This is a genomic window from Sneathiella sp. P13V-1 (genome assembly GCF_015143595.1).
GTDB lineage: Bacteria > Pseudomonadota > Alphaproteobacteria > Sneathiellales > Sneathiellaceae > Sneathiella.
The window spans coordinates 226,230-251,912 of sequence record NZ_WYEU01000003.1 but is presented as its reverse complement, the minus strand read 5'-3'; the positions used below and the strand labels follow the sequence as shown (position 1 = coordinate 251,912).

The 25,683-nt window shown below is 48.0% G+C and carries 23 protein-coding genes and 1 tRNA gene; 18 read left to right on the top strand and 6 right to left on the bottom strand.

The annotated features are described in order from the left end of the window. Positions 1-14: 14 nt before the first annotated feature. A complete protein-coding gene (gene dnaG, locus GUA87_RS14325) occupies positions 15-1,904 on the top strand; it encodes a DNA primase (protein ID WP_193717284.1) in 1,890 nt (629 codons plus the stop codon). Between the two features lie 71 nt (positions 1,905-1,975). Further along, positions 1,976-4,006: an RNA polymerase sigma factor RpoD gene (gene rpoD / locus GUA87_RS14320; RefSeq protein WP_193717283.1), complete on the top strand. Its 2,031-nt coding sequence runs from the start codon at positions 1,976-1,978 to the stop codon at positions 4,004-4,006. Positions 4,007-4,048: 42 nt separating this feature from the next. Here rpoD and GUA87_RS14315 read toward each other — a convergent pair whose 3' ends face one another. Next, the gene (locus tag GUA87_RS14315) at positions 4,049-4,543 is read right to left on the bottom strand and encodes a MarR family winged helix-turn-helix transcriptional regulator (RefSeq protein ID WP_193717282.1); all 495 of its coding nucleotides are present in this window, start codon (positions 4,541-4,543) and stop codon (positions 4,049-4,051) included. Positions 4,544-4,593: 50 nt separating this feature from the next. Between GUA87_RS14315 and GUA87_RS14310 the strand changes: the two genes are divergently transcribed. Next, entirely contained in the window at positions 4,594-5,505 is a 912-nt protein-coding gene (locus tag GUA87_RS14310; protein WP_193717281.1) for a phytanoyl-CoA dioxygenase family protein, read from the top strand. Here GUA87_RS14310 and GUA87_RS14305 read toward each other — a convergent pair whose 3' ends face one another. Continuing rightward, entirely contained in the window at positions 5,506-5,955 is a 450-nt protein-coding gene (locus tag GUA87_RS14305) for a nuclear transport factor 2 family protein (protein ID WP_193717280.1), read from the bottom strand. Positions 5,956-6,124: 169 nt separating this feature from the next. Here GUA87_RS14305 and GUA87_RS14300 point away from each other — a divergent pair. Continuing rightward, a tRNA-Ile gene (locus GUA87_RS14300) sits at positions 6,125-6,201 on the top strand. A gap of 6 nt (positions 6,202-6,207) precedes the next feature. Here the strand turns inward: GUA87_RS14300 and GUA87_RS14295 are convergent. Continuing rightward, positions 6,208-6,951, bottom strand: a complete 744-nt coding sequence (locus tag GUA87_RS14295; RefSeq protein ID WP_193717279.1) for a hypothetical protein — start codon at positions 6,949-6,951, stop codon at positions 6,208-6,210. Positions 6,952-7,190: 239 nt separating this feature from the next. Between GUA87_RS14295 and GUA87_RS14290 the strand changes: the two genes are divergently transcribed. The 5 genes from GUA87_RS14290 (at position 7,191) to GUA87_RS14270 (ending at position 10,304) form a co-directional block, all read left to right on the top strand. Next, a complete protein-coding gene (locus GUA87_RS14290; protein WP_193717278.1) occupies positions 7,191-7,802 on the top strand; it encodes a TetR/AcrR family transcriptional regulator in 612 nt (203 codons plus the stop codon). Positions 7,803-7,870: 68 nt separating this feature from the next. Next, positions 7,871-8,683 carry a crotonase/enoyl-CoA hydratase family protein gene (locus GUA87_RS14285; protein WP_193717277.1) on the top strand — a complete coding sequence of 271 codons (813 nt, stop codon included), beginning with the start codon at positions 7,871-7,873 and terminating at the stop codon, positions 8,681-8,683. A gap of 94 nt (positions 8,684-8,777) precedes the next feature. After that, entirely contained in the window at positions 8,778-9,215 is a 438-nt protein-coding gene (locus GUA87_RS14280) for a MarR family winged helix-turn-helix transcriptional regulator (RefSeq protein WP_193717276.1), read from the top strand. Between the two features lie 2 nt (positions 9,216-9,217). Further along, positions 9,218-9,715: a DUF2269 family protein gene (locus tag GUA87_RS14275; protein ID WP_193717275.1), complete on the top strand. Its 498-nt coding sequence runs from the start codon at positions 9,218-9,220 to the stop codon at positions 9,713-9,715. Then, a complete protein-coding gene (locus tag GUA87_RS14270) occupies positions 9,708-10,304 on the top strand; it encodes a DUF2269 family protein (protein WP_193717274.1) in 597 nt (198 codons plus the stop codon). Before GUA87_RS14275 ends, GUA87_RS14270 begins: the two co-directional genes overlap by 8 nt. 9 nt (positions 10,305-10,313) lie before the next feature. On the opposite strand, the gene GUA87_RS14265 is transcribed toward GUA87_RS14270, so the two are convergent. Then, a complete protein-coding gene (locus tag GUA87_RS14265; protein ID WP_193717273.1) occupies positions 10,314-10,898 on the bottom strand; it encodes an alpha/beta fold hydrolase in 585 nt (194 codons plus the stop codon). Positions 10,899-11,171: 273 nt separating this feature from the next. Between GUA87_RS14265 and GUA87_RS14260 the strand changes: the two genes are divergently transcribed. After that, the gene (locus tag GUA87_RS14260; RefSeq protein ID WP_193717272.1) at positions 11,172-12,989 is read left to right on the top strand and encodes a PAS domain-containing hybrid sensor histidine kinase/response regulator; all 1,818 of its coding nucleotides are present in this window, start codon (positions 11,172-11,174) and stop codon (positions 12,987-12,989) included. Here the strand turns inward: GUA87_RS14260 and GUA87_RS14255 are convergent. Next, a complete protein-coding gene (locus GUA87_RS14255; protein WP_193717271.1) occupies positions 12,986-13,594 on the bottom strand; it encodes a LysE family translocator in 609 nt (202 codons plus the stop codon). The two genes, GUA87_RS14260 and GUA87_RS14255, sit on opposite strands and share 4 nt — an antisense overlap. A gap of 98 nt (positions 13,595-13,692) precedes the next feature. On the opposite strand from GUA87_RS14255, the gene GUA87_RS14250 reads away from it, so the two are divergent. Next, complete coding sequence (locus GUA87_RS14250; RefSeq protein ID WP_193717270.1) at positions 13,693-15,072, top strand: PLP-dependent aminotransferase family protein; 1,380 nt, start codon at positions 13,693-13,695, stop codon at positions 15,070-15,072. A 48-nt stretch (positions 15,073-15,120) separates the two neighbouring features. Further along, positions 15,121-16,062, top strand: coding sequence for a nucleoside hydrolase (locus tag GUA87_RS14245; protein WP_193717269.1), 942 nt, complete (start codon positions 15,121-15,123; stop codon positions 16,060-16,062). On the opposite strand, the gene GUA87_RS14240 is transcribed toward GUA87_RS14245, so the two are convergent. Then, entirely contained in the window at positions 16,059-16,460 is a 402-nt protein-coding gene (locus GUA87_RS14240) for a YbaN family protein (RefSeq protein WP_193717268.1), read from the bottom strand. The two genes, GUA87_RS14245 and GUA87_RS14240, sit on opposite strands and share 4 nt — an antisense overlap. A gap of 547 nt (positions 16,461-17,007) precedes the next feature. On the opposite strand from GUA87_RS14240, the gene GUA87_RS14235 reads away from it, so the two are divergent. From GUA87_RS14235 to GUA87_RS14210, 6 genes are all read left to right on the top strand, one after another. Then, the gene (locus GUA87_RS14235) at positions 17,008-18,207 is read left to right on the top strand and encodes a branched-chain amino acid ABC transporter substrate-binding protein (RefSeq protein WP_193717505.1); all 1,200 of its coding nucleotides are present in this window, start codon (positions 17,008-17,010) and stop codon (positions 18,205-18,207) included. A 107-nt stretch (positions 18,208-18,314) separates the two neighbouring features. Further along, the gene (locus tag GUA87_RS14230; protein ID WP_193717267.1) at positions 18,315-19,265 is read left to right on the top strand and encodes a branched-chain amino acid ABC transporter permease; all 951 of its coding nucleotides are present in this window, start codon (positions 18,315-18,317) and stop codon (positions 19,263-19,265) included. Beyond that, a complete protein-coding gene (locus tag GUA87_RS14225) occupies positions 19,262-20,557 on the top strand; it encodes a branched-chain amino acid ABC transporter permease (RefSeq protein ID WP_227712015.1) in 1,296 nt (431 codons plus the stop codon). Before GUA87_RS14230 ends, GUA87_RS14225 begins: the two co-directional genes overlap by 4 nt. Then, a complete protein-coding gene (locus tag GUA87_RS14220) occupies positions 20,557-21,312 on the top strand; it encodes an ABC transporter ATP-binding protein (protein WP_193717266.1) in 756 nt (251 codons plus the stop codon). The genes GUA87_RS14225 and GUA87_RS14220 overlap by 1 nt, the downstream gene beginning before the upstream one ends. Then, on the top strand, positions 21,305-22,000 hold the full coding sequence (locus GUA87_RS14215) for an ABC transporter ATP-binding protein (RefSeq protein WP_193717265.1): 696 nt from the start codon (positions 21,305-21,307) through the stop codon (positions 21,998-22,000). The genes GUA87_RS14220 and GUA87_RS14215 overlap by 8 nt, the downstream gene beginning before the upstream one ends. Before the next feature lie 104 nt (positions 22,001-22,104). After that, positions 22,105-25,593: an indolepyruvate ferredoxin oxidoreductase family protein gene (locus GUA87_RS14210; RefSeq protein WP_193717264.1), complete on the top strand. Its 3,489-nt coding sequence runs from the start codon at positions 22,105-22,107 to the stop codon at positions 25,591-25,593. Positions 25,594-25,683: the final 90 nt, after the last annotated feature.

Below are 25,683 nucleotides of genomic sequence, written 5' to 3'. Positions count from 1 at the left end.
AGCAATAAGGGGTGATGATGGCTTTCCCGCCACAATTTCTGGATGAGATTAGAAACCGGGTCAGCTTAAGCGAGCTCATTGGCCGTCGGACCAAACTTGTCAAAAAGGGACGGGAGTATTCAGGCCTATGTCCGTTTCATAACGAAAAAACCCCTTCTTTCACGGTAAATGAAGAAAAAGGCTTCTATCACTGTTTTGGCTGTGGTGCCCACGGTGATCAGGTGGAGTTTGTTAAACAAACGGAGGGTCTGAACTTTCGTGAAACCATTGAGCGTCTTGCAGATATGGCAGGTATGCAGATGCCTGTTGAACGGCCGCAGGAGCGGGTAAGGCGTGAAAAGTCGGCAACCTTGCACGATGTAATGGAAGTTGCTGCCCAATGGTTCACCGCCCAGATGTCGACACAGTCTGGACTGATCGCTCGGGAATATTTGGAAAGACGTCAAGTAAGCCCTCTTGCGCAACAGCTTTTCCGTATTGGATTCGCGCCAGATAGCCGTACAGCCATGAAAGAAGCCATGCTGGCGCGGAAAATTCCGGAGAATTTGCTGATTGAGGCGGGGCTTGTCATTAAGCCGGATAATGGCCGTGATAGTTATGACCGTTTTCGTGATCGTTTGATGTTTCCTATAACTGATGCGCGGGGGCGCGTGATCGCTTTCGGCGGAAGGGCCCTGGGCGATGCGCCTGCGAAATATCTGAACTCTCCTGATACGCCGCTCTTTCATAAAGGGCATGTGCTTTACAATATGGCGAAGGCGCGAAGCCAGGCATTCAATGTGGGGGAAGTTCTGGTGGCCGAGGGGTATATGGATGTGATCGCTCTGGCCGAAGCAGGTTTTGAACATGCTGTTGCACCGCTCGGGACAGCGGTGACGGAAGATCAGATACGTATCTTGTGGAAAATGGCGCCTGAGCCAACATTATGTTTGGATGGTGATAGTGCGGGTGTTCGGGCTGCCGTTCGTGCCGCAGAGCGCGTACTCCCGCTTTTGAAGCCTGGCTATTCTTTAAAGTTTGCCATGTTGCCAGAAGGGCTTGATCCCGATGATCTGATTAAACAGAGGGGGGCTGCGGCAATGCAGGAACTTCTGGCAGCTGCGAAGCCATTATCTACTCTGCTTTGGGAGAATACGCTGGCCGGCCGGTCGATGGAGACGCCAGAGCAAAAAGCAGCCTTTGAAGCGGCGCTGGAAGAGGTCACGCAGCAGATTCAGGATCAGACGGTCCGAGGGTATTACCAAAAGCATTTTCGCAACCGTTTATGGGAGCTTGGGCGGAGTTCAGGTGGTGGCAAAAAGTCTTTTGATAAGGGAAGGGCTGGCGATAAACGATTCGGACGATTCGCGAATCAACGCAAATCTGGACAGAATACACGTCTACAAGTGACTAATGTTCCGAATGCAGGGATGGGGCGTGGCGGCGAATTACTGCTTTTGACAGTGCTCAATCACCCGAAAATCCTCGAATCTGACTTTGATGAGTTTGCCGCGCTTCAGCTTTCCTCTGCAATGCTTGACAGGCTGCATAGTGCAATCATAGAAATTGCTTCTTCCGAATCAGATCTTGACGAAGAAGGGTTGAAGCACCACTTATCTAAGCGGGGATTTGCACAGCAAATAGATAGGTTGGAAAAATCAGCGCAGGGAGATCTGGATTGGTTCGCTGATAAAGAGGCGGCATTCGACGATGCTCGTAGCGGATGGAAGCATCTTGTCGCCCGTCTTAAACGGAAAATGTTGCAAGATGAAGTCAAGATTGCAGAAACGTTATTAGGAGAAGATTTGACACCTGAAAACCTCGAACGCTTAAAAATAGCACAGAAAGCCCTGGCTGAGGCGGAGGGCAATGAGGCGGATCTTGATGGTTTTGGTGTTGCATCGGGCCGGAGTACCGGTTTTTGAGTTAGAAATTCACCCCACCTTCCTCCGCGGGGAAGGCGAAGGCGAAAAAAACCTAGGAGTATTATATCCATATGGCAATGAAAGGCGCAGAGGCTGCAGAAGCACCCGATCAAGGAGAGGATGCTCCAGATAGCCCACTGATTGATGCCTCACAGGCAGCAGTTAAGAAAATGCTGGCCAAGGCGAAGGAAAAAGGTTTCGTCACATTTGATGAACTGAACGATGTTCTGCCTCAAGACCAGATGTCATCAGAACAGATTGAAGACACGATGTCTTTGCTGTCTGAAATGGGCATTAATGTTGTGGAGAACGATGAAGCAGGCGAAGACGCCAGCAGTTCTGAAGATGATGCTGACGACGAAGACGAAAGCGCGCCAGAGAAAACGCCGGAAAAAGCAACGACAACCGGCGATCGTACAGACGATCCTGTTCGCATGTATCTTCGTGAAATGGGTACTGTGGAGCTTCTTTCCCGTGAGGGCGAGATTGCGATCGCGAAACGCATCGAGGCTGGTCGTGGCAAGATGATCGGCGCAATTTGCGAAAGCCCGTTGACCATCCGTGCAATCCTGAACTGGCGTGAATTGATGCTGCAAGAACAACTCTTGTTGCGTGATGTGATTGATCTGGATGCTACTTATGGTGCCGGTGCGGCTGCCGAGAAAGCACTGGAAGAAGGCTTCGATGAAGAAAGCGATGATGATCTACCAGCTGCCGGGCTTGATGATGATGATGACGGTGATGACGATAGCGAAGAAGAACAGGAATATGACGAAGAAGGCAATCCTGTAAATCGTGACGATGATGACGATGGTGATGATATTGAAGAAAACACCATGTCTCTCGCTGCGCTGGAAGAAACACTGAAGCCACAAGTGTTTGAGCGTTTCGATGAAATTGCAAAAACATACAAGAAACTTCATAAACTTCAGGAAGCCCGTCTGACGGCTGCCCTTGAAAATGAAGTCATTCCTAAGGCGCAGGAAAAGAAATACGAAAAGCTGAAAGGCGAATTGGTTAAATTGATGGATGATGTCCACCTGACCAACAACCGCATTGAGGCTTTGGTCGACCAGCTTTACGGTATTAATCGTCGCTTGATGAGTCTTGAAGGTAAACTTCTTCGCCTTGCGGAGCGTCATAAAGTCTCCCGTGCCAGCTTCCTTGAGAACTATTTCGGTTCCGAGCTGGACCCGGGCTGGGTTGAAAAAGTGTCCAAGCTGAAAGCAAAAGGCTGGGCCGACTTTACCAAACTAGAAATTGAAAACATTGACGAAACGCGCACAGAGATCATCAAGATCTCCTCCGAATTCGGGATGCCAATGACTGAATTCCGCCGGATCGTCAGCACTGTTCAAACCGGCGAGCGTGAAGCAAGCCGCGCGAAAAAGGAAATGGTAGAGGCCAACTTGCGTCTCGTGATTTCCATCGCGAAGAAATATACAAACCGTGGTCTTCAGTTCCTGGATCTTATTCAGGAAGGTAACATCGGCCTGATGAAGGCAGTGGACAAATTCGAATATCGCCGCGGTTATAAATTCTCAACTTACGCCACATGGTGGATCCGTCAGGCCATTACCCGCTCCATCGCGGATCAGGCCCGTACTATCCGTATTCCAGTGCATATGATTGAGACGATCAACAAACTGGTCCGGACATCCCGTCAGATGCTTCACGAAATTGGCCGTGAGCCAACACCGGAAGAACTGGCGGTCAAGCTGGGTATGCCACTTGAAAAAGTGCGTAAAGTTATGAAGATCGCAAAAGAGCCGATCAGTCTTGAAACACCGATCGGTGACGAGGAAGACAGCCACTTGGGCGACTTCATTCAGGATGAAAATGCGGTTCAGCCACTTGATGCGGCGATCCAGTCCAACTTGCGTGAAACAACAACCCGCGTTCTGGCGTCTCTGACACCACGTGAGGAACGTGTTCTGCGGATGCGCTTTGGTATCGGCATGAATACGGATCACACTCTGGAAGAGGTTGGTCAGCAATTCTCCGTGACACGTGAACGTATCCGTCAGATTGAGGCGAAAGCGCTTCGTAAATTGAAGCATCCAAGCCGCTCTCGGAAACTGCGTAGCTTCCTGGATACATAAAACTGAATTTGTTTTGATACGTAAGGCGGTCTTCGGGCCGCCTTATTTTTTTGCGCTGCTTTCCATATTTTCCTGCAGGCGGGCAAGGAGGGTGGTCAGCATCTTAACTTCCTCCATGGAAAAACCCTTCAGAAGTTTCATCTGTTCATTCAAGGATGTTTCCAGAATTTCTCCGTGTAAATCTTGTCCCCTTTGTGTGAGACGCCAGACTTTCCGGCGGGGATCAGAATGCGGGGCAGTTGAGGTCACCAACCCTTCTTTTTCAAGACGGGTGAGGGAGCGGCTAACCGCCGCTTTATCAATCCCGATAACCACACTGCATCTCGCGACGGAGCTTTCCGGCTCTTTGGTGAGCATGACCAGCATGCGCCAATCCATGGCACCAATACCGAAGCTTTCCTGATAGAGGCGGGCAGAGTTTCGGGTGAATCTATTGGCGGCGAAAACAAGCTGCACCGTTGGACTTTTATCAAAGTCCAATGTGGAATGCCCATCAGCACCCTCTGTGGGTGGGGCGAGAAAATAACGTTTATCCATACAAAAGTTATAGCCGATAGGGGAGGGCTGCGCAAAAGAAATGAGTTGACATGACAACTCATTATCTGCATCGTGTTGACATGACAACGCGAAAGGATCTTGATATGACCCTGCCCAGCACATTGAAACGCCATATCACAACGGAAGAAATTAAGCGGTACGAAGAAGACGGCGCCGCTGTTATCCGCGATGTGCTGCCTATGGGGTGGGTCGACTTTATGCGGGACGCCATTGAAGCCATCCTCCAATCCCCCGGGGATGCGTCAGTGGAATACACTCCAGAGGGGAAAACGGGCCGCTATTATGGGGATTTCTTCCTTTGGCGGCAAAGTGATGATTTTGAACGCTTTATGAAAGACAGTCCGATGCCACAGCTGGCGGCGGAGGTAATGGGAAGTAAGGCCCTTAATTTCTTTTATGACCAGCTTTTGGTGAAAGAGCCTAACACGGCAGAGCCAACACCCTGGCATCAGGATTTATCCTACTGGCCCGTGAAGGGGCAGGATATTTTGTCTATCTGGGTCCCATTTGACAAAGCGACGGAAGAAAGCGGAGTGGTGGTTTATGTCAAAGGCTCCCACAAATGGGGGGATATGTATGCCCCGGCCACTTTTGCGAAAGACTCAGGTTTTGGAGATATCTATGCGAAGGCGGGGCTAAAACCTCTCCCCGATATTGAAGGCAATCGGGATGACTATGAAATCCTGACATGGGAGCTGGACCCCGGTGATGTGCTGATACATCATCCGCTCACTTTGCATTATGCATCTGGTAATGCTTCTAAAACCGGACGGCGGAGAGGGCTTGCCCTTCGGTATTTAGGTGATGATGCTCTTTTCGATAGCCGCCCCGGAACTTTCATTGAAAATACCAAGGTTATGAAAATCCTGCCTGGATTTGACATGAAGGAAGGGGATCGTTTTTCAGATCCCTTATTCCCCTCCGTCTGGCCACGGGCTTAACTACATTTTATAGCCGCGCCCCTCGTAATCATAGCCTTGCAACTCCCGGTTTGCAGGGTTCGCGCGGCGGTGGTTGTTGTGGAAAGACCGGATTTCCCGGATCAAATTTCCTTCGAAGATATACCACTCGGTTCCCCGCAAAATTTCTTCTTTCTTGGTATCTGGCGGCGTCCAGACCATGCTCCATTCGATCACGGCTTCATTCCCCTGAACGAGAATATGATCCATGGTCCAGTGGGCCTTTAGAAGATCATGACTTTTCTGCCAGCGTGACATCAAAGTGTCGCGCCCCACGGTGGGCTTGGCATCCACATAATAATGAACCATGTCGGGGTGCAGGGTTTCCAGAAACAGGTCTGCATTCCCGGTATTACAGGCCTCATAATATTTCTCGATTATTTCAGCATATGGATGACCATCGGTTTTACGTTTGAAGTCGACATCGGACATATGGCTTCCCCTTTTCTTGTTTATTTTCCTCTACTATAAGCAGAACGGGGACAGAAAAGACAAAAAATAAATTTCCGCTTTTAAGGGAATTGCTTCTTTGATCGGGACAGGGTAATAAGTCACATACACATCGCGAAGGCGTCTTATTGGACACGCTTTTCGTCTCAGTGGGCCTGTAGCTCAGTTGGTTAGAGCCGACCGCTCATAACGGTCTGGTCGCAGGTTCGAGTCCTGCCGGGCCCACCATTTATTCTAGTGCTTTATGATTTCGACGAAGATACCCTTGTTTTGTTGGATGTCACTCGAAAACTCATCTACGTCCCTGATACTTCCTAAGTCATATATAACAAATAATATGAAATCGTAGCCCTTTGAATAGGCCTGAATATCAGCGTTAATCTCATCAACAATGACTTTACTTTTTGTCTCGTTTTTTGAAAGTTTTACTTCCATGGCTAAGTTAAGAGGGGGGAAGATGAAGTCTGGTATGGTCTCTTTATGAGCAATCTTCACTCTACCTACCTCTCGATCATAGTCACTTCCTTTATGTAATCCTCTACCAATTAGAATTCTCTCGATATTGTCTTGAACTTCTTTTTCAATTTTTGGAGTTTCTAGAGTTGCACGTCTTAGATTTGCTTGGATGAAGTCTCTAAGCTGTAGAATTTGGTCCTGTGCGTAGCCGATGTTGTTTTCTAGGTATGCTATCAGAACGGAGGTTTTTAGGTGAACGGAATCATAATACGCTTTCTGCTGGATTGGGATTGTGTCACCAAAATCTGGGAGTTTATCTAAGTTAAATAAATCGATATCTGCGTCAGTTGAAATTGCACTAACGTGGTGGGCAATTTTATTATATTCTTTTGCATACGTTCTATATCCGGCGTATCTCCAGATATCTGATGTTGAGCTTTCTTCAACACTTTTGTCCATAGATTTGATTAACGACCTAGCTATGTTGAGACAGTCACTAAACTCACGTTTTTTGGAATTCATTCGCTTTAGTAAATCCTAAATTATTTGTGCCAATACTCAGTAGAGTTGGGATGCAATTATATGGTGTGGGTATGCTAATCCATCAAAAATTTGTTTGCTACTTGTTTATTTCATGAGTGGACAGTGAGAATCGCCGTCTAAATCTATGTATGTGTTCCTTTTCACATATTTAATTCCGTCGAATTCATTTTCCATACATGCTAAACCTCTCATAACAGTGTTATTTACTCGGAGTTCCTGTGGGGCGGTTTAAGAACGAGAAATTTGCCAATTTCAAGCGGCGGGCCATTTTGGATGCGGCGGCGGCGGAGTTTGCGGAAAAAGGTGCAGACAAGGCGTCCATGCGGGCAATCGCGGCGGCGGCGGGCATGACCACAGGTGCCATCTACACTATGTTCGACGGGAAAGAGGATATCTATGCGGCCTTGCTGCATGAGTCCTTATCGCGCCTGAACAGATATGTGGCAGAGAAAACTGAGGCCGCAGAGAGCCCGGAAGAAGCGGTCCGTGCCTCTATCATGGCGTTTTTTGATTACTATATCGACCGGCTTTTCGAAGTGCAGCTTGGGATGCATTCTTTTTCTGGTTTTAATCACGGAAGCCTTGGTCGGGATCGGGATGAGCGATTAAATGCGGCGCTTATTGAAACACTGGATATCTTTGCCCGTACCATAAGTGAGTTTGCGAAAACTTTAAGCGCTGATGAGGTGCTGGCGGAGAGGGACGCGATTTTCTCCTGCCTGATGGGGGCGTTATCATTGGCCCATACGGGGCGGGCAGAGTCTATTGGCACCACCCCGGAAAAGATTATGCAAACGCATCTGAATGGATTGATTAGGCGCCTCTCCTAAAAAATTTTTGACTCTTAAAATAACAATGTTATTTATAGTAACAACGATACCAACAGGGAGTTATAGCCATGTCAGTGAGAATAGAAAAAGACGGCCATGTCTGGACAATCATCCATTCCCGTCCCGAAGCGCGAAACGGAATGGACCCGCAATCCGCCCAGGATCTGGTGGATGCCTTTATGGAATTTGAAAATGATCCGAATGCCTATGTGGCTGTTTTCTGGGGAGAAGGCGGTGCCTTCTGCGCGGGATGGGATCTGAAATATGCGGCCACGTTGCGTGATCCTGAAAAAATGCAAAAGGAAATCGTGCAGGATCTGGCCTTCCCAATGGGGGCAAACCCGGCTCCGCGCGGCCCTTTAGGCCCATCCCGGTTGGAGCTGACCAAGCCTGTAATCGGTGCCATTGAAGGGCCTGCGGTCGCGGGCGGGATGGAGCTTGCCATGTGGTGTGACGTTCGCGTCATGGCGGAGACAGCCTATTTAGGTGTGTATTGTCGCCGCTGGGGCATCACGTTGATGGACGGTGGAACCGTTCGTTTGCCGCGCCTTGTGGGGCAAGGGAAGGCACTTGAAATTGCCATGACAGGCCGCAAGGTGCCGGCCGAAGAATGCTATCAGATTGGCCTTTGCGAGAAAGTTGTGGGTGAAGGGGAGACGCGCGCTGCGGCCGAAGCCATGGCCCATGAAATTGCGCGTTTTCCACAGGAAGCCGTGCGCGCGGATCGCGCCTCCATCATTGAAACACGGGGAATGTCGGTTCGCGATGCCTTGCGTCATGAATGGGCAAATGGTGTCACTGCCATTGTTAATGAAGGTGTGCATGGCGCTGCTCGCTTTGCCGATGGGGCAGGGCGTCATGGGGATTTTGAGAATATCTAGCCTGATTTTATAAAGCTCTTGAATTTCCTCCAGAGTTTCCCATTTGACAACTAGTTTCCAAAAAGGTAACAAGTTGTCAAATTGGAGATTGAGGATGCATACACTTAAAGGTGCCGCCTTTACGGAACTGGTACTGGAAATATTCCGAATTAATGGCATTTTACTTGCCGAAGGTGATCGTCTTTCTGAGGACCTTGGGTTGAGCAGCTCTCGTTGGCAGGTGATGGGGGCGATTGCGGATGAACCCCTCGCGGTCCCTCATATCGCGAAAGAAATGGGATTAACCCGTCAGGGGGTTCAGAAAACGATCAATATCCTTGTAAAAGAAGGGTTGGTCGATCTTATCGACAATCCCCGTCATAAATCTTCGAAACTTGCCTCCCTTACCGAAGAAGGGCGCAAACGCTTCTCCGAAATTCATAAAATTCAGGCTGTCTGGGCTAACGATATTGCAGGTGGCCAGGAACTCCCATCACTGGAAGCAACCCTTCAAACCATACGCAATCTGCGAGAAAGTCTTGAAAGGAAGTAATTATGATTTTCAAAATTCTCAAAGTCTTTCATATCGTCGCAATCTGCGTTTTTGTCGGAAGCATTCCTTCCCACATTATTCTGGGGGAGATCGCGCAAGTGATGCCGCTAGGCGAGAGTTTTGTCGCTATTTATAAGACGAAAGCCGTTTTGACATATGGCCTGACAGCGGCAGGACTTGCCATGTCCGTGATCTCTGGTGGGCTGATTGTCTTGCGACATCGAGCCATGCTTAAAACGCCTTGGTTACGTTTAAAACTGGTATTGGTTGCCGGGATTGTGATCAATGCAGTGAAGAACCTTATTCCGATTGCCAAGGACATGAGTGTTCTGGCCGCTCAGGCGGCAGAGGCAGGCAGTTTGCCACCGGAATTCTTGGGCTTAAAAGCACAAGAGGCAATTTTCGGACCCATTAATCTGGCACTGATTATATGTGTCATTATCCTGTCAGTGGCCAAACCCTCCCTTTGGAAGAAAGTGAGGAGGGCACAACATGGATGAGTTTTCAATTCTAAGATTTGTCCACTTCATTGGACTAACATTGATGGGAAGCGGACTGATTGGCGTCTTCGCTTGTGATATGCGATCCCGCAAAACCACTGACTTGAAACTGTTCAATCAACTCGTGTTGATGATCTCCATGTTCTATGACGGGATTGTGGTTCCGGGTGCGCTCCTGTTACTTGGAAGTGGGACGTGGTTGATCGTGGAATATTACGATGGTTGGGCCTTTCTGGAAGAACCTTGGCTTGTTGGTATGGTTGGGCTTTTCCTGTTTGAATTTATCGAAGGGAATACAATTACACGCATTTTCTTTGTCCGCCTCAGGCGCCTTAGTAGTGAAGCTATGGTAGAGGGAAAGTGGACGGATGATCTTGTGAAGGCGAGGGGAGAGCAACTGGCGTCGTTTACCCATTTTCTTGATTTGCCGATTTTGTTTGTGATTGTGTCTTTGGCGGTACTGAGGCCTGATGACTGGGTTTATTTCACCGTTGCCACAGTTCTGGCGGTGGGATTTGCAACGGTTCTGAACATCATTATTCCAAGGCTTTATCCATGGGATACCAGCATTCGAAATGACATTGAGTAGGGACTAGCTTTATTGCAGCGAAGATAGGAAGTCTGCCATGATCTTCGCTGTGCTTTCCGGATAGGACTGCAACAATAGGTGCGAAGCGGGAAAACGCTTAATCTCGAAGTTTGAGAAAACAGCTTTGAAATCTTCTGCACAGGACGCGGGGACAATCGTGTCTTTTTCTGCTTGTAGATAAATGGCCGGAATTTCGCTTTTAAACTCAAATTCTGGGATATTCTCAAGCGCCTTCAAGCGTGCCTCGATGATCTTATGATCCAGCCCACGCAGTGTATCGTGCAGAAGAGTGTCAGATATCCCCGCTTCGGGTGAGTTTAAAAACTGGTGCTTTAAAAGTGTTCTTGCACCCGGCACGTTTAACAGTTTGGGAACGGGGATTAAGCTGGCCAATTTCGCCATGATGGGGTTAGGCGCACGAAGGAAAGTGGCGACAAAGATAATCCCTTTCAAGTTTGCTGGATGCTTTGCTGCGAGAAGTGCCGCTGTTGGTCCTGAGAAAGATTCAGCCAGTAAGACGAAATCTTCTTCGGGCAACTGTTCTTCCAAATATTGAAGTTGATGAGGATAGTCTTGAGGCCCTGATGCGGGCAAAGCGATCGTTTCTCTTTGGAAAACTGAGAGATTACCTAATAAGGCGGAGAACAGATGGCCAGTTCCATCTAAACCGGGAAGTAAGAGTAACTTCAACTTCTAGACCATCCGTTTAGTATGTGTGAAGCAATTGGACCTTGTTCAGATATTATAGAAGGTTGGCCTTTAAATACTATCTTTTACAAAATATTAGTAAATGTTGCTCATGGTTAAGTATGTGTGGGGGTGATGTTAAATTGTCTATGTAGGCAATTTTATTGATGAGTAGCGTGTATGGCGCCAAGAAATGGAGAAACGACCACCATTCGACACAGAGAAATTGATCACAGTTTGGCAATTTTCTGGGGTTTGGGTGTCTTTATGGTGCTCTGTGTAGCGGGGCTCTACTATTATGCGCAGACAACATCCGATGAAATCCAAAAGGCGCTCCCTGAGCCCGAAGTGCGTGTCACTGCATTTCTCGAACAATCTACCCATAAATTGAATGAAAATGTTTTGCTGCTTGAAGGCAGTCATCCAATGACGGATGCGCAGCTGAGTGATCTGGTGCAAGAGATTGCAAACGATTATCTTCATATCTGGATGGAAATTGAGGAAATTCAGGCTGCAGAAATAAAAGATGGCGATGCGATTGTGCATCTGGAAGACTTTGCTTCCATTAAGGAATTTATTGAAGAAGATCTTCAGTTCATCCGAAATATTGAAGCGCAGGCATATCATCAACAGCGAGAGGCTTTAGTTGAGCGCCTTACCCGCAAAATGACCTTTATCGCACAGAAAATCCGTCTGGAGAGAGAACATAATCATCACGTCTCCATCGCAGATGTGAAAGTCCAGATCACCCGGTTGGACCGCTTTTACAATCACATGATGATTGTGCTTGTTTTTGCGCTGGTTTCTTCCCTCGCCTTTTTGTATGTGGCTTTTCGTCGGCAACAGGATTTGAAGGCTCTCAAAAAAAGTGAGTTGAATTACCGCCGCCTGTTTGAAAATGCAACGGAAGGTATTTTCCAGTTGGACAAGGATGGGTGCTTCATGAATTGTAATCCTGCCTTGGCGCAATTGTTGAGATATGACACCCCTGAGGAAATGATCACCAATTGTCAGACTTTCAGTGCAGAGCTTTACGAAGACTCGCGGGTTGCGGAGACGCATCTATCGCTTCTGGAAAAAGGTCAGGTGCTACTTGGCGAAATTCATCGGTGGCGGCGCAAGAATGGTGAGTTGATATGGGGGGAGATTAATGCCCATCCTGTGTATGATCATAAGAAAAACATCCTTTTCTATGAGGGATCTTTTACGAATGAAGATGAACGCGTGAAAGCGGAAATTAATCTGCGGCGTGCCAAGGAAGAGGCTGAGTTTGCAAATCGTGCCAAATCCGAATTTTTGGCGAATATGAGCCATGAATTGCGAACGCCGCTGAACGCTGTTATCGGCTTTTCAGAAATTCTGAAAACTGAGGCGTTCGGGCCTCTGGGGCATGATAATTATCAGGATTATGCCAACGATATTCACTCAGCTGGTGAGCATCTTCTGAAGGTGATTAATGACATTCTGGATGTGGCCAAGATTGAAGCCGGTCAGTTGCAGCTATATGAGCGTGAAGTCAGCCTTTATGATATCGTGCATAGCTGTTTCAGAATGCTGTCCGTTCGGGCGGATGAAGGTGAAATTAAACTGCTTTCCGAATTGCCGGAAGATATGCCTTGCCTTTATGGCGATGAGACAAGATTGAAGCAGATATTTGTCAATCTGATCTCTAACGCCGTTAAATTTACACGACCCGGCGGTAAAGTGACCGTGAAATATAATATTACCCCAGTTGGTGATTTGCAGATCAAAATTGTCGATACAGGGGTCGGGATTGCAGAGAAAGATATTCCAACGGTCTTGTCCCGTTTCGGTCAGGTCCAGTCCACATATGCCCGGTCCAACGAAGGAACTGGAATAGGTCTTACCTTGGTGCAATTAATCGTATCCATGCACCAGGGTACGTTTGATTTGCAAAGCGTTGTGGATGTTGGGACAACCTGTATTGTGACTTTCCCCGCCAACCGCATTGGGGCCAACAATCGTAAAGCAAGCTAAGTCAGGGATAGCAACCCTGATTGCCATACAGAAATTCCAACAATTACCAGCATCGTTGCAGCAAGTGTTCGGTTGATCAGCACCAACGTTCTCGGATTTTGGACAAGTCTGGTCAAAAGATCCCCACCCCAGCACCACATTGAGTTGGTGACAATTCCTACGGCAAAGAATACGCTTTGGAGGGTGATAAACTGCTCAAGTGGTGACCAGCCCGGATTTTTGAACTGGGAATAGGCTGCGATGAGCATCGCCCAGGCTTTTGGGTTAAGGGGATGAACGGGAACACCTGCCAGAAAACCGGTTTTGACATCCGCGCGATGCAGGTTTGGGGCCGCAAAAGCAATCCGATAAGCGAGATAGAGCAAGTAAACCGCTGACAACGCCAGGAAGGTATAGCGCAATACTGGGAAAAGGCTAAACAACGCGCCAAGGCCACTTGCTACGGCAATGCCGACAAAGAAAAAGCCAGTCATTGTTCCTATCAGTAACGGAAAACTTCTGCGGTAACCAAAACGCGCTCCCGCGGCCATAAGCAGCATATTAGCCGGACCGGGTGACCCAACCATAGAGACAGCAAATAAAAAGAGCAGGAGGATGGTTTCCATGGGGGAATATCTTTCTTTGATACAATGTGTGAACAATGATATATGTATCTAAATTGTATCGGTCAAAGGGAGTATTGTATCTAGTACAATATAATCAAATGAAGGCAGAAGATGTTGTTGAGCATATTCGGAAACAAATCAGTGAAGGGGCGTTGAAAGCTGGTGATCGCTTACCAACTCATCGTGATCTTGCTTGGGATCTGAAATGCAGCATTGGTACGGTCAGTCGTGGGTATGCAGAACTTGAAAGGCGCGGGATTACTGTTGGGCAGGTGGGAAGGGGTACATATGTAGCGCCTTTTGATCCACAATCTAATAGTGAGGCAGCGCATCTTATCCTTCCAACTTTGCAGTTGGAGGCGGAAAGTCCTGAAATTGATTTGGCCGTAAACCGGTTTTATCACTCAGGAGCCCAGCGGATTATTCAAAAAGCGCTGTCTTCCCTTTCTTTGAAAGTGCCGCAATTTGGGTATCAATCCTATATCGACAGTAAAGGCAGAGACGAGGATCGAATTGTCGGTGCAGAATGGCTAACTAAGCTGACGGGACCCGTTTCGATGGAAGAGGTCATGGTGACCCAGGGAGCTCAGTCGGCACTCTTTGTTACCTTGGGGGCGCTCACTAAACCGGGGGATGCTATTGCCACTGAGTGTCTGGGTTATCCGGGAATCAAAGCTGCGGCACATGCTTTAAAGCTGAAAGTCATTCCGATTGCGATGGATAAAGATGGCATGTGCCCGACGGCGCTGGATCAGGCCATTTCCCGGTCACATATCACAGCAATTGTCACAGTGCCAACGAACCAGAACCCAACTGGAGTGACAGTCCCGGCTTTGCGCCGCCATCTCATTCTGGATCTGGCAAAACGTCATGATCTGCCAGTGATAGAAGATGGCGTTTATTCTCCGTTCCATGAGGGGAAGGAACCTACCTATAGAGAGTTGGATCCAGAACAAGCGATCTATCTGACCAGTTTTTCAAAGGTTTTTAATCCCAGTCTTCGTGTTGGGTATATTGCGGCGTCTTCCAAATATATGCGAAGACTTGCTGATCAAATGACAGCAATGAGCTGGATGACGTCTCCAATATTGCTGGACCTTGCGAATATGTTGGTGCGTGATGGGACCATTGCCAGACATCAGGCAGACCTCATCAAATCTGGAAAGCGCAGATATGCCAAGGCGTGTGAGATATTGAAACCCTGGCTGCCGGATATCCAACTCGACAATAAACCTTTCCTGTCACACTTGTGGGTGCCTGTACCGCAGGAATTAGCTTTGACAGAAATGGTTGAAAGAGCGCGGGAGCGGGATGTGATCCTTATTGGTGGGGACCGTTTTGCGGTTAATCGTCAACAAGATGATCATTTCGTACGGATTTGTTTGATGGGAGTACCTGATGAGGAACGGCTCTATCAGGCGCTAAATGTTGTCAAAGAAATTCTAGAAGAAGCGACAGAAGGTGAATTGATTAGCTAGTGTTGAACGCGGCTTGACACAAAGCAGACTTGGCTCGAGATTACCTCCATGGAACAAAGAAAAGTTATTCTGGATTGCGATCCGGGTCAGGATGATGCTGTTGCCATTCTGCTCGCATTGGCGTCAGAGAAAGAAATTGACCTTCTCGGTATCACAACCGTTGCCGGGAATGTCCCGCTCAGCTTGACGGAGTTGAATGCACGGAAGATCTGTGAGGCAGCAGGACGGTCCGATGTTAAGGTTTTTGCCGGTGCAAAAGGCCCCCTTTTCAGAAAGCTGGTTACCGCGGAATGGATCCATGGCAAATCAGGTATTGACGGTGCTGACCTGCCCAACCCAGAAATGCCATTACAGGCTTTACATGCTGTCGATTTTATCGTTGAGACATGTCTTGCGGCGGAAGACGACAGCATTACCATTTGCCCAATTGGTCCGATGACTAACGTGGCGCTTGCCATCATGAAAGAGCCGGATATTATCCCCAAGATCAAAGAAATTGTCTGTATGGGCGGTGCTGTTCGGGAGATGGGTAATACAACACCTGCGGCGGAATTTAACATCTATGTGGATCCGCAAGCCGCAAAAGTGGTGCTGGATACAGGTCGACCTTTTGTCATGATGCCGCTTGATGTGACCCATAAAGCGCTTGTAACCCCAGAACGTTTGCAACGATTTAAGGATTTCGATTCCAAGGTCGGGGATATTTGCGGAGGAATGCTCGATTACTTCAATCGCTTTGATATGAGCCGCTACGGCTTTGAAGGTGGACCTTTGCACGACCCATGTGTCATTGCATATTTGATTGAGCCAGAGATTTTCTCAGGGCGTCATGTGCATTTGGAAATCGAAACACATTCCGAACTGACTATGGGACAAACAGTCGCCGATTGGTGGGATATCATGGAAAAAGAGCCAAATGCCCTCATTTTTGATGACCTGGACCACGACAGGTTCTTTGAATTACTTTTTGAGCGCCTGGGAAGTTATTAGATCTCGGCTTCAGGTTGTAATTTTGGCCGTTTGCTGGGGCGGGTTAAGATAAAAACCGCCCCAATCATCATGAGCGACAGCATTCCTGCCAGCCCATACCAAGGGGTGTCAGTCAGAAGGATGACCAATGTTGCGCTGATTGCCATTGTTGTCAGTGCAATTATTTTGGCCCGTTTTGGGATAATTCCATATTTTTCCCATTCCTGTAAGGGCGGGCCGAAATACCTATGATGATAAAGCCAGCTATGGAATCTCTCAGATGACTGGGAAAAGGCCCAAAGCGCAATAAGCAGGAAAGGAGTTGTGGGGAGAACAGGTAAAACAACGCCTACAGCGCCCAGCAAAACAAAAAACCAGCCGGTTGCCAACAGCGCAATCTTCTTCGTGTGTTTTCGCATAAGATTCCAGCAAATTCGGCCTTTGTAGGCCCAGAGGTTATTGTTTCCCCATCAATCTATGGTCTTGGCACTCTCGGTTCAATGGAAATATCATCTTAGCGCGCATTCGCAAATCTCTGGTCAGCTTCCAAGCGAAGAGCAATCTATTCGATGTAATGAATTAGTGGGATAGGAAATGCCTAATAATTTGGCACCCAACAAAAATTACCAACTGTCAAATAGGCCTATTTAGTAAGTAACTAATTGAGTTATATTGACAAAACGATCGTTTGGTGAGCTTTTGCCGGAATTAATTTTCTATATTTTGGGCTTGAATTTATTTTGGATTGAAAATTATACTAATAATAGCTTGGAGCTAAAGCCGGGGAGACAAGTATAATCTAAATAAAAATCATACTCAGAGGTGACGGCAATCATTTCTGGGTCGGGTTGGAATTTCCGGAAAAATAATAAAAAGAACCAGGCCTAGTGTGTTGGAAAACAATCCCAATGGGAGGAAAAATTGAAAGTTAAATCCACATTTGTCGCAGGTGCAGTTTTTGCCACCATGTCTGCCTTCTCTGTGCAGGCCGCTGATACTATTAAAATCGGCTTTATTGATCCCCTCTCAGGCCCATTTGCCTCAACAGGTACAAATGGTCTTGCTCAGTTCCAGTTCGCTGTTGATCAACTGGTCAACCAGAAAGGCGGCGTTCTTGGCGGAAAGAATTTCGAAATTGTACCTTACGATAACAAAATCAGCCCCAAGGAAAGCCTTGTTCAGTTGAAACGCGCTATCGGTGAAGGGGTGCAGTACATTGTTCAAGGTAACAGCTCTGGCGTTGCGAACGCGCTGACAGACGCGATTAATAAACACAACAAACGTAACCCAGATAACCGTGTTCTGTTCCTGAACTATTCTGCGGTTGACCCTGCACTGACTAATGAGAAATGTAACTACTGGCACTTCCGTTTCGATGCCAATGCCGACATCAAAATGAATGCGTTGACAGAGGTTATTAAAGTTCGTGACAATATCAAAAAAGTTTATCTGATCGGTCAGGACTATTCCTTCGGTAAGGCTGTGGCGTCTGCTGCGGTTAAATTCCTTAAGCAGAAGCGCCCAGACATCATGATCGTGGGTAATGAACTGCACCCAATCGGAAAAGTGAAAGACTTCACACCATACGCAACGAAAATTCGTGCCTCTGGTGCCGATGCTGTGATCACAGGTAACTGGGGTGCAGACATGGTTGGTCTTGGTAAGGCCATCGGTGAAACCGGTCTTGATGTTCCGATCTACACTTACTACGCAGCGAACGATGGTATTACCAAGACCATTGGTGCGTCAGGTAAAGATAAGATTCGTCTGGTTCACGAGGGTCCTTTGAACCCACCAAGCACAGATGCTTACACTTCTTACCACAAAGCATTTAAAGCGAAGTTCCCTGAAAAAGACATCTCTCAGTTCCGTATTGCGAACACAATCCAGATGCTGGCAACAGCGATGGAAGCAGCAAAGAGCGCGAAACCGATTGATGTTGCGGCAAAACTTGAAGGCATGGAATTCACTTCTCTGCATGGTGAAAAACTGGTCATGCGTCCAGACGACCACCAGTTGATCCAGCCGATCCACATTTCTGTTCACACAGACGAGGGTATTACATTTGACTCAGATAACTCTGGCTTTGGCCTGAAAACTGAGATGTCTGTTGCCGCTGCTGACACAGCACTGCCAACAACATGTAAGATGAGACGCCCTAAATAATCTCTATTACAGTCTCAAGGACTGTCCGCTTTGCGGACAGTCCATTTTTTTCAAAGCAGGCAATAGATCTGCGTTCTTTAAAATCCTGTGCGTAAGAGATTCAACCAATGTTTGAATTGCTATTTTTCTCCCTTCTCAACGGAGTGGTGACAGGCCTTTTGCTGTTTATGCTGGCAAGTGGTCTGACACTTATCTTCTCCATGATGGGCGTTTTGAACTTTGCACATGCCAGCTTCTACATGCTGGGTGCATATTTCGCCTATACCATTAGCTCTTATATCGGTTTCTGGCCGGGTTTGATAATTGCTCCGATCCTTGTTGGCTTGTTCGGTGCGTTTGTTGAACGATATGGCCTTCGTCATGTTCACCGCTGGGGACATGTTGCCGAGTTGATCTTTACCTTCGGCCTTGCCTTCCTCATCGAAGAGGTCGTTCAGTTCATCTGGGGTAAAGATACGAAAGCTTATCACGAACCAGAAATCCTACAATTTGCTCTGTTTAATTTCTTTGGGCAGGATTTCCCGGCCTATAAGGCCTTTATGCTGGTCGTTTCGATTTCAATTTTCATTGTTCTGTTGCTGATCCTGACGAAATCACGTGTGGGTCTGATAATTCAGGCGGCGATTACTCATCCAAATATGACGGCGATGCTTGGCCACAATGTGCCACTTGTTTTCATGGGTGTATTTGGTGTTGGTTCTGCATTGGCGGGGCTGGCTGGTGTGATCGCAGGTCCGGCACTCGGTACTTTTCCGGGAATGGCGGTTGTCCTGGGGTCCATTGTATTTGTGATTGTTGTTGTTGGTGGCCTCGGGTCGCTGGTGGGCGCGTTTGTCGCCTCTTTGATCATTGGTCTGTTGCAAACCTTTGCGATCGCGCTGGATTATTCCGTCAACGATCTTCTGATGGTCTTTAACATCACAACAGATGCAGAAAGCGCTCTTCGCGACCTATGGACGTTGTCCTTGCCGCAAATCGCTCCGATCCTGCCATATCTGTTGCTGGTCCTGATCCTTATTTTCCGTCCAACGGGTCTGTTCGGGAAGCGTGAATCATGAGTGAAATGTCTACTACACAATCAAGCGCATCCAGCCCGTCCTTTGTTAAAAGGTTTGGGGCGTGGATTTTCCTGGCAGTCCTTTTTATTGTTCTGCCGTTCATCTTCAGTAGCGGAATTTCCGTCTATACAATGAACCTGATGGGCATCTTCATCATCTTTGCGCTCAGCTATAATATGTTGCTGGGGCAGGGGGGAATGCTCTCCTTTGGTCATGCCGTGTATTTTGGCCTCGGCGGTTTTATGTCCGTTCACTTCATGAACTATATCGAATACGAAGTGTTCGTCTTGCCGATGTTCCTGGTCCCCATTTTTGGCGGTATTATCGGACTGATCTTCGCAATTATTGTGGGTAGTTTTTCTACTCGCCGTGCAGGGACAGTGTTCGCGATGATTTCACTGGGTATTGGTGAGTTGATTGCAGCCTCTTCTCTGATCTTCGTTGCCTTTTTTGGTGGTGAAGAAGGGGTAAGTGGTGACCGGACAATGGGACCAAATATTCTTGGTTTTGATTTCGCACAAGATATCGAGGTTTACTATCTGATCGCAGCTTGGGCGTTTATTACTATTGCGCTGATGTACCTGTTCTCCCGTACGCCAATGGGCCGAATGGCAAATGCGGTGAGGGACAATGAAGAACGCGCTGAATTTGTCGGTTACAGCATGAGGAAAGTTCGCTTCATCTCATTCTGCGCCTCCGGTTTCTTTGCGGGTATTGCAGGTGGCCTGTTCGCAATTAATTTTGAAATTGTAACAGAAGAAAACCTCAATGCGTTGACATCCGGTGTTGTCCTGTTGATGGCATATATCGGTGGTGTCGGTTTCTTTATCGGGCCAATCATCGGTGCTGTTGTCTTTACCTTGTTGCAGACACTTCTCAGTAACTACACAGAAATTTGGCAACTTTACGTGGGCATCCTGTTCGTCTTAACGGTGATGTATGCGCCGCAAGGGTTGACGGGTATTCTGGCTATGCACTTACCGATTATCCGGATGAAGCGCATGAGCAGTTTGGTTGTGCCATATATCCGCATGGGTATTCCAACCATTATGCTGGTTGGCGGCTTGATGTCAGCTTTGGAAATGGTCCACCATCTTCGGGCGGCACCTGCTGACCAGACAATGATGAGCCTGATCGGCATTGAGTTCGATACGCACACTTTCATTCCATGGATTGTTGTTGGTGCCTTGATTCTTGTGGGTGGCTACTTCGCCAAATCTCAAGCACCACAATTAAAAGAAGCGTGGGAGGAAGCCCATGCACCGTCGAATTCTGAAGGAGGGTCAGTATAATGAGTAGCGCTATTTCCCTTCAGGATGTCAGGAAAAGTTTCGGACCAACTGAAATTATCCGTGGTGTGAATCTGGAGATTGAAAAAGGGGAACGCCATGCGATTATTGGCCCAAATGGTGCCGGTAAATCCACCCTGTTCCACTTGATCAGTGGCCGGTACAACCTGTCTAGTGGATCTGTTGGCCTTAACGGAGAAGAGATTAGCAACCTTCCTCCTTACGAGATCTACCGCAAAGGCCTGTCCCGTAGTTTCCAGGTGACCAATATCTTCCCGATGATGAGCGTTTTTGAAAATGTTCGTTGCGGTCTAATGTGGTCAAAAGGGTTCAAGTATTCTTTCTGGCATATCGTAGATAAACAGGATGATCTCAATCAGCGCGCACAGGAAGTGCTCGCCGAAATTGGTCTGACTGGTCGTCAGCATGTGCCTGCCGGTGTTTTGACATATGCAGAACAGCGGGCTTTGGAAATCGGGATCGCCTCGGCTGGTGGTGCTGATGTGATTATGCTGGATGAGCCAACCGCAGGTATGAGTCATTCTGAAACGGATCAAGCCATTGAATTGATCCGTAACATTACCGAAGGCAAAACCCTTGTAATGGTGGAACATGACATGGGCGTGGTTTTTGATCTAGCGGATCGAATTTCCGTACTGGTTTACGGTGAAATTATTGCCACAGATACACCAGAGAATATCCGCAATAACAAAGCGGTGCAGGAAGCGTATCTAGGGGCGGAGGCAGAAGATGCTTGAAGTAAATGATTTGCATGCCTACTACGGTAAAAGTCATATCCTGCAAGGCGTGACCTTCAAAGTAAATGAAGGCGAAATTGTCTCCTTGCTGGGCAGGAACGGCGTGGGCCGATCTACAACTATCAAAGCCATTATGGGCGAAGTGGAGCCACAAGGTTCCGTCATGTATAAAGGGCGGCAGATTGCTGGCCTTAAAGAGCATGAGATTGCCAATAGCGGTTTGGGATATGTTCCTGAAAACAGGGATGTGTTTCCAACCTTGACGGTCCGTCAGAATCTTCTGTTGGGCATCAAGGATATGAAAAAGCAGGGCCGCTGGAAAATGGAAGACATGTTTGAAATGTTTCCAAATCTGGGGCGTCGTGCCGATGTAAATGCGGGTGTTCTGTCCGGTGGTGAGCAGCAAATGTTGACCATGTGCCGGACACTTATGGGGGATCCGGATTTGATTATGATTGATGAACCAACCGAGGGGCTTGCTCCGAAAATTGTTGAACAGGTTGGCGATCTTTTGTCCGAAATTGCCAAGCGCGGTGTTTCAATTTTGCTCGTTGAGCAGAAACTTGCTATTGCGCTTAAGATTTCTCACAGGCTCTATGTAATGGGGCATGGTCACATGGTGTATGAGGGAACGCCTGATGAACTTAAGGCCAACGAGCAGATCCGCAAGGAGTGGCTCGAGGTCTAACCATTATCATTAGACTTGTGTGGGGCGATGACGGGCTTGTCAAAGGGCTGTCATCGCCCTTATTGTTTGTAATAAATCAATAATCAGTAACGGGTGAGCTAGAGATGGAAAATAAGCAAGTCACGTTGGATGACAAATATGACCTAGAGGAAGGTCAAGTCTTCATCACGGGAACGCAAGCGTTGGTTCGCCTGCCGATTATGCAACGCCAAAGAGACGCTGCGGCCGGATTGAAGACGGGTGCTTTCATTTCCGGATATCGTGGCTCTCCGCTTGGGCTTTATGACCAAAGCCTCTGGAAAGCAAAGCCGTTTCTGAAGAATAACGATATTCATTTCCAACCGGGTGTGAACGAGGATCTGGCTGCAACCAGCATCTGGGGAACACAGCAGCTGCATCTTTCAGGTCAATCTGATTATGATGGTGTCTTTGGCATTTGGTATGGCAAGGGCCCGGGTGTGGACCGTTCTGGTGACGTGTTTAAGCACGCCAATATGGCCGGCACGTCTGAACATGGGGGTGTCCTTGTTCTGATGGGAGATGACCATACGGCAAAATCATCTACTGTTGCCCATCAAAGTGAGCAGGCGATGGCGGCGGCTATGATCCCCGTATTTAATCCGGCTACAGTGCAGGAGTATCTGGATTACGGTCTTCACGCTATTGCTATGAGCCGCTATAGCGGTTGTTGGGTGGCAATGAAGTGTCTGACAGACACTGTTGAAAGTTCTGCAACAGTTCATGTGGGACCAGACCGTGTTCAAATTAAAATACCAGATGATATTGAGGCACCTGCAGGGGGAGTTCACCTCCGCTGGCCTGATCCGGCTGTTGGGCAGGAAGAGCGCATTTTAAGCCACAAACTCCCGATGGTGGAGGCTTATGTTCGTGCCAATAAACTGGATAAAATCACGCAGGATAGTTCAACCCGTAAATTTGGGATCGTGACCACAGGTAAATCCTGGCTGGATGTGCAACAAGCGCTTACGGATTTGGGGATTTCCAGGGAATATGCCGAACAAATTGGTCTGACCGTATATAAGGTTGGCTGTACTTGGCCACTGGAGCCAACAGGTATACGAAAATTCGCCGAAGGCCTGGATGAGATCCTGGTTGTGGAAGAAAAACGTAGCCTGATTGAAGAGCAGGCAGCGCGGATACTCTACGACCTTCCTAATCGTCCACGAATTGTTGGTAAGAAAGATGACCAGGGGCGGAAACTGCTCTCTTCCAGCGGTGAATTGACCCCAAAACAAGTGGCAGAAGCGATTTCCGCGCGCCTTAAACTTCGCGATCTGCCTAATGGTATCAAAGAATCTATCGCAGTTGCGGAGGCCAATGATAGTGGTAATGCCCGTCCACCCGCATCAGTAACTCGCAGCCCTTGGTTTTGCTCAGGTTGCCCACATAACTCCTCTACCAATGTGCCAGAGGGTAGCCGGGCCATGGCGGGTATTGGTTGTCATACCATGGCTGTTTATATGCCGAACCGCCGAACACAGACCTACACCCATATGGGCGCTGAAGGATCCAACTGGATCGGTCAGGCACCGTTCACGAACGAAAAACACATTTTCCAGAATTTGGGTGATGGAACCTATTATCATTCAGGCTTGATGGCCATTAGGGCCGCCGCCGCTGCGGACGTGAACATTACCTACAAAATCCTGTTTAATGATGCGGTTGCCATGACCGGTGGCCAGCCGTTTGATGGGCCATTATCCCCTTGGCAGATCAGCCATCAGGTTCATTCTGAAGGCGTAAAGAAAATCATCGTCGTAACGGATGAGCCTGAAAAGTACGATGCGCGCGCAGATTGGGCACCGGGGGTCACCATCCGTCATCGCGACGAACTGGATGCTGTTCAACGCGAACTGCGCGAAATTGAAGGTGTGACAGTACTGATCTATGATCAAACTTGCGCCGCTGAAAAACGTCGCCGCCGGAAACGGGGAACGTTCCCGGACCCGGATAAACGTGCCTTTATCAATGATCTTGTATGTGAAGGATGCGGTGATTGTGGTGTTGCGTCCAACTGTGTGTCCGTCAAACCGCTTGAAACCGAATTTGGCCGTAAACGCGTCATCGACCAATCAAGCTGCAACAAAGACTTCTCCTGCGTTAAGGGCTTTTGCCCAAGTTTTGTAACCGTTGAAGGCGGCGCTCTCCGTAAACCAGAAAAACCGGAAATCAGCTCTGGTGATATTGATATTCAGAACCCCGCTGCGGGCCTTTCCGAACCAACCCCAGCGACTATTAATGACAGCTACAACATTCTGGTCACCGGTATTGGTGGTACAGGTGTTGTAACTGTTGGTGCCTTACTTGGAATGGCAGCTCATTTGGAAGGGAAGGGTGCAACGATCCTTGATCAAACCGGCCTTGCTCAGAAAAATGGCGCGGTGATGAGCCACGTGCGTATCACCAAGGAAGCCAGTGATTTGTCCGGGACACGTATTCCAAATCGTCAGACAGATCTCGTTGTTGGCTGTGACCTTGTTGTGGCAGCGGGTGCAGATGCGTTGGCGAGCTACGGCCTTGGCCGCACACGCGCCATTATCAATGACCATGTTGTGCCGGTTGCAGCCTTTACACTGGCACCGGATCTGGCAATGGACCGCGATACGTTGACGGAACTTGTCGCCGAAAGTATTGGCCGAGAAAAATCTGATTTCATTGATAGTACAACACTGGCCACGGCGATCATGGGTGACAGTATCGCAGCAAACCTCTTCCTGCTTGGGTATGCCTTCCAGAAGGGCACTATCCCTCTTTCACTAGCCTCCATCGAGCAGGCGATTGAACTTAACGGCGTCGCGATCGACGCGAACAAGCGTAGTTTTGCGTGGGGCCGTAAGGCGGCGAGTGATCTGGAGGCGGTTGAAGCCATTGCCAGACCCGCAACAAGTGCAGAGATCATTCAAAAACCGCTGGCATTAGATGAAATGATTGCAAACCGTCAGGATGAGCTGACCAGCTATCAAAGCAAACGATATGCAAAACGCTACCTCAATCTTGTCGATAAGGTCCGTGCCGCTGAAACAGCGCTTGGAGGTTCTGATTTACCGCTTACAAGTGCAGTAGCACGCTATTTCTACAAACTCATGGCTTATAAAGATGAGTTTGAAGTTGCACGTCTTTATACAAGTGGTGCCTTTGAAGAGAAGTTGAAGCAACAGTTCGAAGGGGACTTCAAGCTCAAATTCCATATGGCCCCGCCGTTACTTGCGAAGAAAGATCCGGAAACAGGACATTTAAAGAAACGGGAATTTGGACCATGGATGTTCAAACTGTTTGGCTTGATGGCAAAAATGCGCTTCTTACGCGGAACAGCATTAGATCCATTTGGAAAAACTGAAGAGCGTCTGAAAGAGAAAGCCTTAATCAAGCGCTACGAAGATACCGTTCAGGAATTGGTTGAGGGCTTGAGCGCCGACAACCTAACTCTTGCCATTGAGATTGCCGAAATTCCGGAACATATCCGTGGATATGGGCATGTGAAAGAACGTCATCTGCAATCTGCCGAAGCGGAATGGGATAGCCTTTTTGCCAAGTTCAGAAGAGGCGACACTGACAGGCAAGCAGCTCAGTAATCAGTTACCTTGCGCGAAATTTCAATTGGTGATTTCGCGCAAGCTAGATACAATCACATCAGTAAAAAATAATAAGAAAAAGAGGGAAAC